Genomic DNA, 13,699 nt, shown 5'->3' with positions numbered 1-13,699 from the left:
GTTATCTTCTTATTAACAAATAATAAATGTTAAGGAGGAAGAACAATTGTTTACATGGAAAAAAAGAAGGGGAGCGGCCAGTTACTTTTTGATAGGTCTGTTAATGGCGGCGATAGTAGTAATAGGTGGATGCGGCCAGGCAAATAGCGATGATCAAAGGCAAGCCGGTACCCAGCTTTCTGGTACTCTCAATATTGCCGGATCGACCTCAGTTCAACCTTTCAGTGAAGTGCTGGCAGAAGAGTTTATGAGCAGGCATTCCGGTGTTCAGGTTAACGTTCAGGGCGGGGGATCCACCCAGGGAATAACGGCGGCTGTTTCCGGTGCGGCCGATATCGGGGCTGCTTCCCGGGAACTGAAAGATGAAGAGATTGCCCAGGGGGTTATCGGTTATGCCATAGCTTTAGATGGAATAGGAGTGGTGGTAAATCCAGCTAATAAAGTGGAAGGGTTAACTGCTGAGCAAGTAAAGAATATTTACCTGGGTAATATTAAAAACTGGAAGGATGTCGGTGGGAAAGATGCTCCTATTACAGTAGTCACCCGTGAAGAGTCATCTGGTACCCGGGATGCTTTTTTAAATATTATTATGGGAAAGGAAAATATTATTAATTCGGCCATTGTGCAAAATTCTACTGGTGCAGTTAGGACGACTGTTTCGGGAGATAGGAATGCTATTGGATATATATCTTTGGCGACTGTAACTGATGAAGTTAAATTGTTAAATATTGATGGGGTAGCTGCCAGTATAGAAAATGTTAAGAATGGTAGTTATAAACTTCAAAGGCCTTTTAACTATGTCACCAAAGGCGAAGCTGATAGTCTTGCCAAAGCTTTCATCGATTTCGTTCTTAGTGATGAAGGGCAGAAAATTATAGAGGAAGAAGGGGCTTTCAGCATTAAATAACCGGGCTATACTTACCGGGAGCTGGTATATTGGCTAAGCGGTTTTATAGTCGCAAGACCAACAAATTGTTGGTTAGGCATAGTAGAGGTAAAAACTGCTGTCTGACCTGGTTATAATAAACTCGTAGACTTAAAATCCACCTAATGGTGGATTTTTTGGCGTTTTTGTAAAGATAGTATTTCCCTTAAACCGCTAGGGCGGCCGGAAATATTCCCTGCCTGAATTTTTATTAACTGTGTGGTAATTTGTGCAGGAGAAAAGGGCGGGGGAGCGTTAAATCCGGCTATTAAAATTTTACAATATTTTAATACTTAGCAGAGAAAAACTTAAAACTACCTAACCAGGTATTTAACATACTAATGCTATTGTAAGGTTAACAAATGCAATAGGAGTCGGTGATGAATAGTGAAATTGTATGCAGGTGAAGTCATGAAAATGAAAAAAAGTGAGGCGGTGGTGGGATGCTGGCAAAAGCAGAAGGCTGGAACCCCCCCCAGACGGGTGAAGTTCTGGTGGAAAAGCTGCTTATGCTGAGTGCGGCGGTTTCTGTATTAGCCATTATCCTTATAACACTATTTATTTTTGCCAAGGGTGTTCCAGTTATAGAAAAAGTAGGTTTTAAAGAGTTCTTATTTAATTTTAACTGGAATCCTACTAATGGATCGTTTGGTATAGGCAGCATGCTGGTGGGATCATTACTAGTTACTTTATCAGCCCTGATATGGTCTGCTCCTTTAGGGTTAATGGTAGCTGTCTTTATGGCAGAAATAGCACCAAATAAGATAGGAAGAGTCCTGGGACAACTGGTTGAGCTTCTGGCTGGTATTCCTTCCGTTGTATACGGATTCTTTGGATTAATAATTATTGTTCCCTTTATTCGCGAGAAACTGGGGGGGAATGGTATGAGTATACTGGCAGGAGCTATAGTACTGGGGATAATGGTTCTTCCTACTATAATCAGCATAACCCGGGATGCTATTTTGGCTGTACCTGGTGAATTCAAAGATGGTTCTCTGGCCTTAGGAGCTACCCATTATCAAACTATTTGGCATGTTATGTTGCCCGCAGCCCGTTCGGGAATAATCACCGCGGTAGTTCTGGGCATAGGCCGGGCCATAGGGGAAACTATGGCTGTAGTCATGGTTACTGGTAATGCCGCTATAATACCTGACAGTATTTTATCGCCTACCCGAACTATGACCAGTAATATTGTTTTAGAAATGGGTTATGCGGTAGGTGATCACCAGGCCGCACTTTTTGCCACCGGAGCAGTTTTGTTTGTTTTCATAGTGATTCTTAATCTTATGGTTAACTTATCGGTGAAAGCGGGGAGTAAATGGGAGCACTAATTAACAAGGAAAAATTAATGACTTTACTATTATGGTTATCGGCAGTAATCATAGTAGGGATATTGGCCACCATCATTGGATACATCGTCATCAAAGGTATAGCTTTTATAAATCTTGATTTTATACTACAAGCTCCATCCCGGGCTGGGAAAGAAGGCGGTATTTCCACCACAATTATAGGTACCCTGTATTTGACTATGTTATCTTTATTTATCGCTATACCACTGGGGGTGGGTACCGCCATTTATTTAGAGGAATATGCCCGTCGTAACAATCGATTTGCTCAACTGGTAAATCTTACGGCAGAGACCCTGGCTGGTATTCCTTCTATAATATTTGGTCTGTTTGGATTTGTCTTTTTTGTTATATTTCTTAACCTGGGTTGGTCAATATTATCGGGTAGTTTAACTTTGTCCATAATGATTTTGCCTACTATAATCCGTACTGCTCAAGAGGCTATAATAACAGTTCCTCATGAACTCCGGGAAAACAGTCTGGCACTAGGGGCTAGTAAGTGGCAAACGGTTAGAAAAATAGTGGTACCAGCTGCTATGCCAGGTATTATAACCGGAGTTATTCTTTCCATTGGCCGGGCAGTTGGAGAAACCGCGGCCCTGGTTTTAACTGCCGGAAGTTCATTGGGGATGCCAGTATACTTAAGTGATCCCGCCCGTACCATGTCGGTACACCTATATGTTCTGGCCATGGAAGGTTTATCTATGGAAAGAGCCTTTGCTACCGCTTTCTTAATAGTTGTATTTATTATGGTTATAAACTACCTGGCTAATTTAAGCCTGCGCCGCTTATCACACTAGATAAGGATGTCGCAGCCTTTGGTGTAATTATCTGGGATAGCCGGATGGGAAAGGGTTGGCTAAGATCATTAGGTTTTAGGATGTTATATGTAAGAGAAAAGTAATGAAAGGGAATGCATATGGAAGATAGAATTAAGGTGCGCAGTAAGGATATAGAAGTTTATTATCGGCAGTTTCAGGCTTTATATGGCGTTAACATGGATATCAGGGAACATATGGTTACGGCCTTAATAGGTCCTTCTGGGTGTGGAAAGTCGACTTTTTTAAGAACCTTAAACCGTTTAAATGAATTAATCGAAGGAACTACTATCAAGGGACAGGTGTATATTGACGCTCAGCCTATTTATGAGCGTGATGTGGATGTAGTGGCCCTGCGTAAAAAGGTAGGGATGGTATTTCAAAAACCTTCGGTTTTTCCTATGTCGATCTACGATAATGTGGCTTACGGTCCTAAAATTCATGGGATTAAAAGCGGTAGTAAATTAGATGAGATAGTGGAAAAGAGTTTGCAAGCTGCTAACTTGTGGAATGAAGTAGGTGATCGTCTGTACTCATCTGCGGCCCGTTTATCGGGAGGACAGCAGCAAAGATTAGTTATTGCCAGGGTACTGGCCGTAGAACCGCAGGTTATCCTTATGGATGAACCAGCATCAGCCCTCGATCCTATTTCTACGGCCCGACTGGAGGAATTAATTACTGAACTTAAAAAGGCATATACGATAGTGATTGTTACCCATAACCTGCAGCAGGCAGCCCGGGTATCAGATTATACCGGCTTTTTCCTAAATGGGCACTTAATAGAATTTAACCGCACCGATGAAATGTTTGTGAATCCGCGGGATAAGCGAACCGAGGATTATATCACCGGGCGGTTTGGTTAAGGAGGGGTAAAGATGGTTGGTGAAGGATTAAAACCGGAGTTGGATAATCTTAAAGAGGAAATATTAAAGATGGGCCGTTTCCTGGAGGATCAGATATATAATGCTGTTAAAGCATTGGTAAGAAAAGATGCCCAATTAGCTCAAAAGGTGATTAATAATGATGAGATAATTGACCAAATGGAACTTGATATCGAGAAAAAATCCCTAGGAATTTTAGCACTTAAACAACCTATGGCCAGCGATCTCAGGCTGGTCGGAACTTCATTACGTATTATTATTGACCTGGAAAGAATGGCCGATCATGCTGAGAATATAGCCCGGGTAGCCATCGATTTGCATACCCAGACCTATATTAAACCATTAATAGATATACCCCGGATGGCCAAACTGGCCCAAAAAATGATTGAAAGTGCTTTGAATGCATTTATTGATGAGGATATCAGTATGGCTATGGAAATAATTCCACTGGAAATCGAAATGGATGCTTTACATGATCAGGTTTTCCGGGAATTATTATCCTATATGATGCAGGATCCTCGTACTATACCTCAGGCCACTGCTTTGCTATTGGTGGGAGGACACCTGGAACGCATCGGTGATCATGCTACTAATCTTGCCGAAATGGTTATTTATATAGCTAGGGGGACCCGTATTGACCTTAATGAGATGGCCCGTAACCAGGAATAGTGATTTTTTAAGCCCCTCTTAAAAAACATGGCCCGTTTTGATATCGGGCCATGTTTTTTGTTAAGTTAATTTTCCTCCCCTAAGGCGTAAAGTGTTTAGTTTGAAGTGGTTATAATTATTGCTGTATACCTATAAATTAACTAATTTATAGTAAATTTAGACCTAAAAATGGTCCGTTTTCGTGTTTTTCTAGTAACGGGGGCCGGGTTTGTCGAGGAGGAAATGAAGGAAATACCGGGTTTTTATAGAAATAATTCATCAACGCTTTATAAGGGGGCATTCTGGTTGGAAGATAAAAAGAGTAACATTAACAAGGTTACAGTACAGATTTTCGGTGAAGAATATGTAGTAAAGGGTCCTGAAAATCCTGATTACATTGAAATGCTGGCTTCCTACGTAGATAGGCGTATGTTTATGATTCACCAGCGAAACCCTAATCTTTCCACTAGTAAGGTGGCAGTATTAACTGCCCTTAACCTGGCTGACGAACTTAATAAGCTACAGGAGGACTATGATGATCTGGTTAAAGCACTAGAAGAAGAAAGAAAAAATAGGATGGGATAAAATGACCAATCGAGAAGTAGCTCGCATACTAGATCGGATTGCGGACATTTTACAGATCAAGGAAGAAAACCCCTTTAAAGTACGGGCTTATAAGAAAGCTGCCCGATCAGTATACCATCTTGATGAAGATTTACACCGCTATTATGAACGGGATCGTATCGGAGATATCCCCGGGGTTGGTAAGGCGATTAAAGCTCAAATTGAGGAAATGCTTGAAAAGGGTAGCTGTGAATATTATGAGGGCTTGTTGTTAGAAGTTCCGGAAGGGGTTCTGGATATGCTTAGAATCCCCGGTCTGGGTCATAAATCTGTTAAGACTATTTACGATAACCTGGGTATAGACAGTCTGGATGAACTGTTAAAAGCTACTGAGGAGAAAAAGATCCGCAGTCTGCCTGGCCTGGGAGCTAAAACGGAATATAACATTAAAAAAGGAATGGAGCTCTTAACCCGCAGCGAGGGAAAGGTTACCTTAGGATTAGCTCTTCCCTTGGCGGAAAGTTTACTTTCCTTTCTGCGCGAATCGAAAGCAGTGCAGCAGATCAATATTGTAGGTAGTATACGCCGGGGGAAATCTTTGGTTAGTGATATTGATATACTAGTTGCCAGTAATGATTTTAATGCGGTATTTGACCAGGTCCGAAATTGCCGTGATGTCAAAAAAATACTGAAGCAAGGGAAAGACTACATATCTGGTCAGCTTAGTTTTGGGGTGGTGTTTGAGGTTATCCTGGTACCTCCGAAAGCCTATTACCCTGCCCTGGTTTGGACCACTGGTTCTAAAGAGTTTCGTTTAAAAGCTTTTAAGGATAGTAATCCGGACCAGATCATAGGGGCGGCCAGCGAAGAAGAGGTTTTCAGCAGACTGGGGTTAAATTATATTCCCCCAGAAATTAGGGAAGACAATGGATTAGTGGAACTGGGCAGAAGTGGACAGTTATCACGCCTTTTAACGCAAAACGATCTTAAAGGTGACTTACATATACATTCTGACTGGAGTGATGGAGCGGCCAAAATCCAGGATACCGTTATTGCAGCACAAACTATGGGTTACCATTATGTAGCGATAACCGATCACTCCAAAACATTATCTATAAGCGGTGGTTTAAATGAGGAGCATCTTAAAGCTCAGGGACAGGTTATTGATGCTATTAATAATAACCTGAAAGGGGACTTTTATGTTTTTAAGGGGATCGAAGTGGATATTCTAAAAGATGGACGTTTAGATTTTGAGGATCCCATTCTTAAAGACCTGGATGTGGTCATCGCCTCTATTCATAGTCATTTTAACCTGGATAAAGATAAACAGACGGAAAGGATTCTCAAGGCTATTACAAATGGCAACGTGGATATTATTGGACACCTTACCGGAAGGTTGTTAAATAGACGAAGCGGTTATGAGGTCTACCTGGATCCAATTCTGGAGGCAGCTGCTCAAAACCACGTAGCCCTGGAGATAAATTCCCATCCCGATCGTCTTGATATTGATGCCGAAGTAGCCCGTAAAGCTAAACAATACGGGGTAGAAATAGCTATAAACAGTGATGCTCATCATAAAGATGACATGAAGTTAGTTCGCTATGGAATTATGAATGCTCGCCGGGGATGGCTGGAAGCAGAGGATGTTATTAATACCTGGGACAGGCAGCGCTTAATAGATTTTCTTAAAGAATAAAGCGGTAGGAAGTAGTAGAAAAATAAGGCCAGTACCTCTTAGATGGAGGGATGACCGTGTTAGAGTTTATTGTGCGGGCTGCAGTCATGTATATTATGGCTTTATTGATGATCCGCCTGCTGGGGAAAAGGGCCCTGGGAGAACTGGGACCATTTGATTTTGTAGTAATGACCGGAGTAGGTCATACCGTAGTTTCGGTAGCTTTGGACAAGAGCATTCCTTATTATGAGGGGGTTATTATCCTGGCTACTCTGGCTATACTGGAATACTTTATGGGCTATCTGGCTTTGAAAAATCAGGGATTATCTAATCTTATTGTTGGTAAGCCGGTGGTATTAATTGAAGATGGTCGCATAATCAAGGATAACCTGGCCCGGGAAAAGTTTAATATCGACGATTTGATGCAGGAGTTGCGTAAGCAGGGAGTTAGGGATATTGATGAGGTGGAACGGGGCATACTGGAAGCCTGTGGAGGGTTTAGTGTTATTTTAAAGGAACAAGATGAGCCGGTAACCCGTGGGGATTTAGGGATTAAAGAAGTAATACGTAATGGCACTCTTACTTTTGTCCCGGTTACCCGCCGGGAAATTTTTGAGTTGCAAAAACAGTCCCCCAGTCAGGGGGAGCCAGATGTTTGTTTGCCTCAATCACTTAAGGTGATAGAGAATCAATTGGGGGAAATTCTTAACCGTCTAAGGCGTCTGGAAGAGAAGTAACTAAAAAGGGAAAACCGTTCCCTGCTCCCTTCTAGTTTATTTAATTTGGGAGGATAGATATGAAAATAAAGGAGATTTATGATCTTGCTGTGGATTTAGGGAAACGTTATGATGTCAGGGGAGATTATCTTAACCAGCTTTTACAGCAGGAATGGAATAAATACGAAAAAACCACCGGGGAAGACCGGGAATATTACGACCGGGAGTTGCTTAAAAACCCTTTTAGTGATACGCGAGTATTAGTTGGAGGGAATGAGGATATCAATACCATTTTGTGTGGTATTGATATGGAAACCCCAGAAATTTTACTGGCCGACCGTCTTCGAGAAAAGGGTCAGGAAATTGATATGGTTTTAGCTCACCACCCAGAGGGGAAAGCTTATGCAGCTCTTTATGATGTAATGAAAGTTCAGGCCGATATGATGGAACAGGCTGGTGTACCTATTAATATTGCGGAGGGAATCATGTCTTCACGTATTTCGGAAGTGGAAAGGATGATTCTTCCTTATAATCACCAGCGGGCTGTTGATGCGGCACGTTTACTGAATATTCCTTTTATGTGTGTCCATTCACCGGCTGATAATCTGGTCAACCGATTTCTACAAAACTGGTTTGATAATAACCTGTACTCTACGCTGGAGGATGTAGTTAATTTGCTACATAGCTTACCTGAATATGACGCGGCCCGGCGTATGAAAGCTGGTCCGCAGATTATCGTTGGTGAAAAGAACCGTCGGGCGGGACGGATTTTTATTAAAATGACGGGTGGTACTTCAGGTGCATTAAAGACTTATGAGAATCTGGCTGCGGCAGGCATTGGAACAGTTATTTGTATGCATATGCCGGAGAAACATCGTCAGGCAGCTAAGGATAACCATATAAATGTAATTATTGCCGGACATATGGCAAGTGATTCACTGGGTATGAACCTGCTTTTAGACGAATTGGAGGTCCGTGGGGTAAAGATTATCCCCTGTTCAGGGCTTATTCGAGTAAAGAGAACCAGGGAAGAAAGGGCTGCCTATATGTAAGGAATATAGTATATACTTTAATGGTTAACGGGAGCTTTAAAATATTAATCAGGTTAGGGTAGTACCTAGATGTGTTAAAGAATTCTAGTAGCGAGTAGGTAATAGGGGAACCGGAGGACGGGAGTTGTCTCGTCCTTTAGTTTTTCAATACAGGAGGTTATAGTTATTATGGAATTACTGGCTCCGGCCGGTGACTGGCAGGCGTTCCAGGCCGCCTTGGAAAACGGGGCAGATGCAGTGTATATGGGGGGAAAACAATTTAGCGCCCGTCAGAATGCGCCTAATTTTAGTGATGATGACCTTAAGAGAGCAGTTGAGTTGGCCCATTTAAAGGATCGAAAGGTTTATGTGACCGTTAACACCTTAATCGGTGATAGCGAGTTTACTAAAGCCTTGGATTATATATGGTTTTTATATACTGTGGGTATAGATGGGGTTATTATTCAGGATCTGGGTCTTATGAATGCTACCCGCTCAGTATTACCCCAGTTTAGGGTTCATGCCAGTACGCAAATGACTATTCATAATGTAGATGGGGTTAAACATCTGGCCCGGCAGGGTATTAAACGAGTGGTGCTGGCCCGAGAAATGTCTTTGGAAGATCTGCATATTATTCGCCAGGGTGTTTTGAATGTGGAACTGGAGGTTTTTGTGCATGGAGCTATTTGTTATTCTTACTCAGGGCAATGCCTGTTTAGCAGCCTGGTGGGGGGACGAAGTGGTAATCGGGGCCGGTGTGCACAGCCCTGTCGTTTACCGTACCACCTTTTAAGAAAAGGGGAGCCGGTAGCTACTGGGGGAAGATATTTGTTAAGTCCTTCCGACTTAGCCTTAATTGATCAGCTTCCGGAGCTTTTTAATGCCGGGGTTGATTCGCTTAAAATTGAGGGACGGATGAAAAGGCCGGAATATGTGGCGGTGGTAACCAGGGCTTACCGGGAAGCGTTAGACCTTTTAAAAGATAGTTCTGATGCTCGTCCTCCGGAAAGTGTTAAACAATCGCTTTTAAAGATTTTTAACCGTAATTTTACCAGCGGATACCTGTTAGGTAAAAAGCACGACTTTCTTAGCATTAGCAGGCCCAATAACCGTGGTATTTATATTGGCCGGGTAGTTAAACAGAATAAAGATTTAACTGCTAAGATTAATCTGAGTGCAGATCTGAATACGGGTGATGGGTTACAGGTATGGGTATCAAGGGGAAAAGGACCGGTTTTTACTGCCGATAATATTTTAAAAGATAATAAAAAGGTTGATAAAGCCTATCCCGGTGATGTAGTAACTCTTCAACTTCCTGAGAGGGTAGGTACCTCGGACCGGGTTTTTAAAATACATGATGAAGAATTAGTCGCCAGTGCCGTTTCTAGTATTGAAGCCGGGTGTGAAACCCGTTATCCGGTTGATATTACCGTTTATATTCAGGGAGGGAAGCCGCTTAAGCTAGTCATAAAGGATCAGTATGGGAATCAATCCTGTGCATATACAGATAGCCCGGCGGTTGTTGCGGTAAAACGTCCCCTTACCGAAGAAAGTTTAAAGGAAAAGGTTAACCGATTGGGGAATACTCCTTTTATCCTGGGGGATTTCCGGATGGTTTCCGACGGAAATTGGATTATACCCTTTGGGGAAATAAATGAGGCCCGCAGGCAGGCAGTGGAGTCATTATTAACTAATTATCGCCTGGGAGGAACCAGGGTAATTGAGGCTAACGTCTATAACCATAATAGGGATACATTTCTGGGCACTAATAAAACTGATGGTTGGAAGGAGCGAACTGAAGACTATCCTACTTACTTGAGTGTTTATGTTAATGGTTTAGAGCCGGCTCGGCAGGCAGTTCTGGCTGGTGCGGATCGTATTTATATAGGATTGGAAGGGCTAGTTTCCCACCGCCGGATCCGTGCTGGAGAGCTAAAAGATTTACTGTTATGGGGAAAAGAAAGGAACGCAGAAATTATTCCCGCTTTACCGCGTATAGAGAAACCATCTGATCCGGTTGATTATAGGAGACGGATTATTGATAGTGGTGCAGATACTATTCTGGTAGGGAATTTAGGAACTATGGAATGGTGCCGGGAACAGGGTTTAAAGTTCTGGGTCGATTATAGTCTTAATCCTTTTAATAATTATACCCTGGACTACCTGCTAGAAGCTGGCGCGAAAGGTATATGTGTGTCACCGGAGTTAACCCTAGAACAGTTAAAACAACTATACCCCCTGCATAAAACCGAGTTAATTATTCATGGTGAAATTATTGTAATGATATCCCAGTATTGTATGCTGGAAGGGACTATGGCAACCGAGGTAGCTTGTCCCGGCTTTTGTCGTCAGGCTGATTATTGTATTGAAGATGAAAAAGGATATCGTTTTCCGGTAGATACCGACCAGGACTGCAGGTTTTATGTATTTAATTCCCGTACCTTATGTATGGTGGATGAACTTTCCTCACTATCGGCTTTGCACCCAGCCAGTCTTAGAATGGAGATGCGCCGGGCTGATGCAGGAGAAGTAAAAAAAGCTGTAAGTATATACCGTAGGGTATTAGATGGGGCCAATCGCCAGGATAGATCAGAATTATCCGTGTATAAAAAGCGTTTAGAAGCGATAAGTCCTTCTCCTTTTACAAAATGTCATTATTATCGCGGGGTTGAATAAATGGATTTAAAAACAATACAAAAACTAGAGTTTAATAAAATACTTTTTCAATTAGCGGAACTGACCGGGTCAAAAGCTGGGCGAGAAAAAGCCCTGCAGCTTAAACCAGTTAATGACCTAGCTATTGTCGAAAAGCGCCTGGATGAAACGGACGAGGCCATGGAAATATTACGCTTCGAGGAGCCCTCTTTTTTAAACCAGTTACCAGTTATTGATTCCTGTTTAGCTAAAGCTCGGATACAGGGCATATTAAAACCGGAAGAGTTAAGGGATATTTTGCTGGTTCTACTGGCTTGCCGGCAGGCTCTGCGCCTGGCAGATGAGGAGCGCTTTCCTCAATTAACCCGGCTAGTGGAAGGGTTATTTTATGATCGTGACTTAAAACAATTAATCAGCCGGTCGGTTGATGAGGAAGGATTTTTAAAAGATGATGCTTCACCACAGTTAAAAAGTGTGCGCGGACAAATTAATCGCTTACGTCTGCGCATCCGTGATTACCTACAGGATTTTATCCGCTCCGGGAATAATCAGAAGATGCTGCAGGATGCACTAGTTACAGAAAGAGATGGGCGCTATGTAGTACCGGTTAAGCAGGAATATCGTTATGAAGTAAAGGGTATTGTCCATGATGAATCAGCTAGTGGGGCTACTGTTTTTATTGAACCATTAGCAGTAGTAGAAAATAATAATCAGATTCGAATATTACAGCAGGAAGAAAAAAGGGAAGTTGAAAGAATATTAAGGGAACTTACGGCCCGGGTAGCAGTATATAAAGAGGAACTGGCTCAAAATTCGGAAATACTGGCTGAGATGGATCTGATTTTTGCCCGGGCCCGGTTGACTTATAAAATGGATGCCTACCGTCCCCGGGTTAATAATCTAGGTATTATAGAATTAAACCGGGCCCGGCATCCGCTGTTAGGGGAAAAAGCAGTACCAGTAAATGTTGAACTAGGCAAAGGTTTTGACATGTTGGTTATTACCGGCCCTAATACGGGTGGTAAGACTGTGGTATTGAAGACGATCGGCTTATTAACACTGATGGCGATGAGTGGCCTTTTTATTCCTGCCCGGGAAAAGAGTGAAGTAGCTGTTTTTAATAATATCTATGTTGATATTGGTGATGAACAGAGTATTGAACAATCACTTAGTACCTTTTCATCACATATGAGTAACATAATAAATGTTATTCAAGAGGCAGATAAAGGTTCTTTAGTATTATTAGATGAGTTGGGAGCCGGGACTGATCCGGTGGAGGGGGCGGCTTTGGCCCGGGTTATTTTAGAAGAACTTTTAGCTCGCCAATGCCGGGCGGTAGTGACTACCCATCAAAGTGAGCTAAAGAACTTTGCTTACCAGCAGGAACGGGTGGAAAATGCTTGTGTGGAATTTGATCCGGTTAGCCTTAAACCCACTTATGAATTAACTATAGGGATGCCTGGCCAGAGTAATGCCTTTGAAATAGCATTACGTTTGGGAATGGGGCCTGATTTAGTGGGGCGGGCCCGGCACCTGGTACCAGAACAGGAAATGGAGCTCGGTAATATGATTAAGCAGCTAAAAGAGCGTAGTTACCAGTTTGAAGAATCCCGGCGGGAAGTAGAAAAGTTAAAGATGCAACTAATTCAGGAACAGAACCAGCTGACTCAAGAGCGTCGCCAGGTGGATAAGGATAAGCGTGAAGTGATAGATCGAGCCATAGATGAGGCTGAACGTTATGTGCGTATGGTCAGAAAGGAAGCTGATGAGGCGCTGCAAGAGGTTAAAGATCTGCGTAAAGACAAAGACCGGCCTCCTCAGTGGCATGAAATTGAGAAAAAGCGGCGCAAGATAAAGGAGTTAAGGGTAGAAAATCCCTGTGCAGAACAATTGTCATTACCGCAAAAACGGGAGATAAAGCCAGGGGATTATGTATTCATCCATAATATCAATCAAAAGGGGTATGTGGTGGAAGAACCGGATAGTCAGGGGGGAGTAGTAGTTCAGGTAGGCATAATGCGTTTAAATGTAAAGGCAGACCAACTTATCCTGGCTCAGTCACCAGAAGAAAAGAAAATCTACCGCAGTAACCAGGGACTACTGGAAAAGGCCCGGAATATTTCTAAGGAGATTGATGTCAGAGGAAAGCTAGCAGAAGAAGCCTTGTATGAAATAGATCGGTATTTAGAAGATGCTAATTTAGTCGGCTTAGATTCAGTACGCATCATCCATGGAAAAGGTACTGGAGCTTTGCGTAAAGCTGTTCGCAGCTATCTAAAGGATCATCGTTATGTTAAATCATATAACGATGGTGCTCGCCAAGAAGGAGGCTTTGGAGTAACAGTAGTTAAATTGAAATAAATTAAGAAAGCTTCCTCTGAACAATAATATCAACAATGGGGACATTTAAAAGAGCCGTATAAAGTCATGATATTTATCA

Annotated in this window: 11 protein-coding genes; all 11 read left to right on the top strand. The window is 42.4% G+C overall.

The genetic code is table 11. The annotated features are described in order from the left end of the window. Positions 1–46: 46 nt before the first annotated feature. The 11 genes from ACZ5Q0_RS01455 (at position 47) to ACZ5Q0_RS01405 (ending at position 13,620) form a co-directional block, all read left to right on the top strand. Positions 47–907: a phosphate ABC transporter substrate-binding protein gene (locus ACZ5Q0_RS01455; RefSeq protein ID WP_446819841.1), complete on the top strand. Its 861-nt coding sequence runs from the start codon at positions 47–49 to the stop codon at positions 905–907. Positions 908–1,368: 461 nt separating this feature from the next. Further along, the gene (gene pstC / locus ACZ5Q0_RS01450; protein WP_446819842.1) at positions 1,369–2,256 is read left to right on the top strand and encodes a phosphate ABC transporter permease subunit PstC; all 888 of its coding nucleotides are present in this window, start codon (positions 1,369–1,371) and stop codon (positions 2,254–2,256) included. Next, positions 2,244–3,071, top strand: a complete 828-nt coding sequence (pstA, locus tag ACZ5Q0_RS01445) for a phosphate ABC transporter permease PstA (protein WP_446819843.1) — start codon at positions 2,244–2,246, stop codon at positions 3,069–3,071. Before pstC ends, pstA begins: the two co-directional genes overlap by 13 nt. Positions 3,072–3,190: 119 nt before the next feature. Beyond that, a complete protein-coding gene (pstB, locus tag ACZ5Q0_RS01440) occupies positions 3,191–3,952 on the top strand; it encodes a phosphate ABC transporter ATP-binding protein PstB (RefSeq protein ID WP_446819844.1) in 762 nt (253 codons plus the stop codon). 12 nt (positions 3,953–3,964) lie between these two features. Continuing rightward, positions 3,965–4,639, top strand: a complete 675-nt coding sequence (gene phoU / locus ACZ5Q0_RS01435) for a phosphate signaling complex protein PhoU (RefSeq protein ID WP_446819845.1) — start codon at positions 3,965–3,967, stop codon at positions 4,637–4,639. Positions 4,640–4,924: 285 nt separating this feature from the next. Then, positions 4,925–5,203 carry a cell division protein ZapA gene (locus ACZ5Q0_RS01430; RefSeq protein ID WP_446819846.1) on the top strand — a complete coding sequence of 93 codons (279 nt, stop codon included), beginning with the start codon at positions 4,925–4,927 and terminating at the stop codon, positions 5,201–5,203. Between the two features lies 1 nt (position 5,204). Next, positions 5,205–6,878 (top strand): DNA polymerase/3'-5' exonuclease PolX, encoded by a 1,674-nt coding sequence (gene polX / locus ACZ5Q0_RS01425; RefSeq protein WP_446819848.1) that lies wholly within the window; start codon positions 5,205–5,207, stop codon positions 6,876–6,878. A gap of 56 nt (positions 6,879–6,934) precedes the next feature. Continuing rightward, a complete protein-coding gene (locus ACZ5Q0_RS01420; RefSeq protein ID WP_446819850.1) occupies positions 6,935–7,594 on the top strand; it encodes a DUF421 domain-containing protein in 660 nt (219 codons plus the stop codon). Positions 7,595–7,653: 59 nt separating this feature from the next. Then, positions 7,654–8,625: an NGG1p interacting factor NIF3 gene (locus ACZ5Q0_RS01415; protein WP_446819851.1), complete on the top strand. Its 972-nt coding sequence runs from the start codon at positions 7,654–7,656 to the stop codon at positions 8,623–8,625. A 168-nt stretch (positions 8,626–8,793) separates the two neighbouring features. Beyond that, complete coding sequence (locus ACZ5Q0_RS01410) at positions 8,794–11,280, top strand: U32 family peptidase (RefSeq protein WP_446819853.1); 2,487 nt, start codon at positions 8,794–8,796, stop codon at positions 11,278–11,280. Next, the gene (locus ACZ5Q0_RS01405; RefSeq protein ID WP_446819854.1) at positions 11,281–13,620 is read left to right on the top strand and encodes an endonuclease MutS2; all 2,340 of its coding nucleotides are present in this window, start codon (positions 11,281–11,283) and stop codon (positions 13,618–13,620) included. It abuts the gene before it with no gap. The last annotated feature ends 79 nt before the right edge of the window (positions 13,621–13,699 follow it).

The organism is Syntrophomonas erecta subsp. sporosyntropha (assembly GCF_055395365.1).
The sequence above is the reverse complement of the archived record's forward strand: the minus strand, read 5'-3'. Positions and strand labels throughout refer to the sequence as shown.

Coding starts and splice junctions, on each gene's coding strand:
- ACZ5Q0_RS01405 (WP_446819854.1), top strand. CDS start 11,281: ATGGATTTAAAAACAATACAAAAACTAGAGTTTAATAAAATACTTTTT.
- pstB (WP_446819844.1), top strand. CDS start 3,191: ATGGAAGATAGAATTAAGGTGCGCAGTAAGGATATAGAAGTTTATTAT.
- ACZ5Q0_RS01410 (WP_446819853.1), top strand. CDS start 8,794: ATGGAATTACTGGCTCCGGCCGGTGACTGGCAGGCGTTCCAGGCCGCC.
- polX (WP_446819848.1), top strand. CDS start 5,205: ATGACCAATCGAGAAGTAGCTCGCATACTAGATCGGATTGCGGACATT.
- ACZ5Q0_RS01415 (WP_446819851.1), top strand. CDS start 7,654: ATGAAAATAAAGGAGATTTATGATCTTGCTGTGGATTTAGGGAAACGT.
- phoU (WP_446819845.1), top strand. CDS start 3,965: ATGGTTGGTGAAGGATTAAAACCGGAGTTGGATAATCTTAAAGAGGAA.
- pstA (WP_446819843.1), top strand. CDS start 2,244: ATGGGAGCACTAATTAACAAGGAAAAATTAATGACTTTACTATTATGG.
- pstC (WP_446819842.1), top strand. CDS start 1,369: ATGCTGGCAAAAGCAGAAGGCTGGAACCCCCCCCAGACGGGTGAAGTT.